Origin of the sequence: Caulobacter sp. CCH9-E1 (assembly GCF_001556515.1) — a bacterium.
Taxonomy (GTDB): Bacteria; Pseudomonadota; Alphaproteobacteria; order Caulobacterales; family Caulobacteraceae; genus Caulobacter.
Window position 1 is genome coordinate 1 of the sequence record NZ_LSJA01000133.1, and the last position, 2,879, is coordinate 2,879.

General features: G+C 67.9%; 1 protein-coding gene. It reads right to left on the reverse strand.

Annotated elements, in window-relative coordinates; all coding sequences use genetic code 11:
- Positions 1-105 precede the first annotated feature (105 nt).
- Positions 106-2,879, reverse strand: a 2,774-nt coding sequence (traA, locus tag AX690_RS09325) for a Ti-type conjugative transfer relaxase TraA (protein WP_066730328.1), incomplete at its 5' end; no start/stop codon positions are given.

A 2,879-nucleotide genomic window follows, 5' to 3' on the forward strand; every position in this document is an offset into this window, starting at 1 on the left:
GAGCGACCATGAAGAGGTCGAAGTTCAGTGAGGCGCAGGTAGCGTTTATCCTGCGACACGCTGGGCGAGATCGCCAAGGCAACATCCTGCTCCATCGTTCATCTCCTAGATGCCAAGCCCGCGCCCACGGCCAATGCCGAGGTATTCCGACAGCCCCTGCCCGACGCTGCGTCCCATGTTCGAAGGCAGGCCAAGCTCGGCCCGCCGCCCGCGCAGCAGCGACTCCACCTGCGGGTCGCGCTCCAGGCTCTTGGCCATGGCGCCCATGCTTTCCTTGACCTGCCGGGCGCCGCTCATGTCGCCCTCGCGGTGCAAAGCGGTGCGCTGCCGTTCCAGGCCCTGCCAGCGCTGGACGAAGCGATCGGCCCGCAGGCTCGGATCGGACCGAACCTCCGCCTCAAGCTGAAGGACCCTGATCGCCCGTTGCGTCCGTCCCGACGCCGCCTCGTTGGCCAGATCCGGCTTTCGCATGTAGGCCCGTTCCAGATCCTTGGCCGCGTGCGGGCCGATCTTGCTCAGCGCCTCGCGCGCCTCTTCGAGCGCCCGCCGCTGGTGAGCGAGCACCGGCAGGCCGCGGTCGTTCATCCGCATGACGTCGACCGCGGCGCGGGCGTGACGCTCGATCACGCGGTGCTGGTCGAACTGGCCAACCTCCCGTGCCGGCGCCACCGGCTGCCGCGTCGGGCTGGCGGGCTTGAACCCATCGAACATCCCGCGCTGGCGCTGCGGCGGGTCTTTCGTCCTTATCGACGCTGGCACGTGGATGTCGCGCCGCTCGGCGAAGTCGCTGGCCATGTCCTTGGCTCGCTCGCGCGACAGGAGGAGGGTCAGCTTGCCCAGATCCTCGAACTCGTCGCGGCCGTAGTGGATCTGCACGCTGTCGCGGTGCCGCGAGAGGGCGACGTAGGCGCCGTGACGATCCATGCCCGGCGTCGCCAGCACATGGGTCCGATCAACCGTGACGCCCTGGCTCTTGTGGATGGTGGCGGCATAACCGTGATCGACCTGGGCGTAGTCCTTCAGGTCGAAGACGACCGATCGCCCTGCGTCGAGCCGCACGGTCATTTGGGTGGGCGAGACCTGCTCGATCTCGCCGAGCATGCCATTCTTCACGCCCAGCCCGCGATCGTTCTTCAAGAACATCAGCCGATCGCCAGTCGCGAACGCGCGGTCGCCGCGCTCGGCCTTGACCGTCACATCCTCGCCCAAGGTCCCGGCCTCACGCAGTCGCTCGCGAGCCGTCAGATTGAGCTCGCGCACTTCGTCGTTGGTGTGGGTGAGGATGATCCGGCTTTTGCGCGGCTCGGCCACGCGCTCACGGTCCCAGCGCTCGACAAGATCGTCGCGCGCCTGGTCGCGGGTCTCGGCGCCGTGGACCATGCCGCGCGTCTCATAAGCCGCCAGCGCCTCGCCAGTCCGGCCGGTCGCCAGATGCCGCGTGGCGTCGCGCTGCCAGTCCTCATTCTGGCGACGAACCTGGGTGATCTCGACGTGGCTATGACGCTCGGCGATCGACCGAAACGCCGCCCCTGCCTCGATCGCCTGGAGCTGCTCGGGATCGCCGACCAGCACCACCTTGGCCCCGGCCTTCTCGGCGGCCGACAGCAGTCGCTCCATCTGCCGCGAGCCGATCATGCCGGCCTCGTCGATCACCAGCACGTCGCTGGCGTCCAGCAGCTCCCGGCCCTGACTCCACTGATGCTCCAGACTGGCGATGGTGCGAGACGCGATGCCCGATCCGCCCTCCAGGTTCTCAGCGGCGATGCCCGACAAGGCTAGGCCCTGAACGCGATGGCCGGCGTCCTCCCAAGCCTCCCGCGCCACGCCCAGGAGCGCCGACTTGCCCGTGCCGGCGTAGCCGACGATGACGCCAAGGTCCCGGCCCTCGGTGACGTGCTGGAAGGCTGCCTTCTGTTCGCCGGAGAGGACAAGACCGCGCTGCGCGGCGCGCGCCAATGCGCGACGCTGCTCGAGGTCGCTGACGCCGTGCGCCCGACGCTGCGCCATCAATTCGCCGGCGCGATGCAGCCGGTTTTCGACGGCGATCATCTCCCGGCTGGTGAACCGATCCTGCCCGCGCCCGTCCTGGCCCAGCGCAACGAAATCGGGCGAGGCCTGCACTGCGCCCATGGCCCGATCGAACTGCTCCTTGCCGTCCGAATGTCGGTGGATGAACTTCGCCAGATCGTAGCGGGTGAAGGTCGCCTGCTGGTGGGTGATGGCGTCCAGCGCGATGCGCGGATTGGCGATGATCTTGTCGCCATTCTCACGGGCGATGCGGTGATGATCTTCCAGCCGCTCGGTCTCGACGCCTTCGCCGGCCATGCGTTCGGCGGCCGGGCCGATCTTATGCTGCGGCTCCAGGTCGATGCCTTGGTCTTCCAGGCTGCGGTGATCGATCCGCGCGTCGATGTCGAGCTGCGCCAACCGCTCGTTGACGTGGTCGGCCCAGGCCTCACGCCAGTGCTCCACCAGTTCGGTGCGGTTCCAGTCGCGGACCTTGGCGCCGAAGCCATCCTCACCCACCTCGCGCATGGTAAGCATGACGTGTGCGTGGGGCTTGGCTAGACCGTCAGGGCCGATGTCCCAATGCACATTGAGATCGGCGACCATGCCGCGATCGACCATCTCGCGCTGCACGAAATCACGGGCCAGGTCGATCCCCTGCGCCTGGTCCATCTCGCGCGGAATGGCGAACTCGACCTCTCGGGAGAGCTGGGCGTCCTTGCGCTTTTCGCCGGCCTCGACCGCGTTCCACAGCGTGGCGCGGTCGGAGAGCTGCTCGGGGGCGCCGTCCGGCAGCATGATCTCCGAGTGGACGACACCGCTCTTGTTGGTGAAGTCGTGGTCACGATCGAGGCGCTCATCGTGCAGCCGGC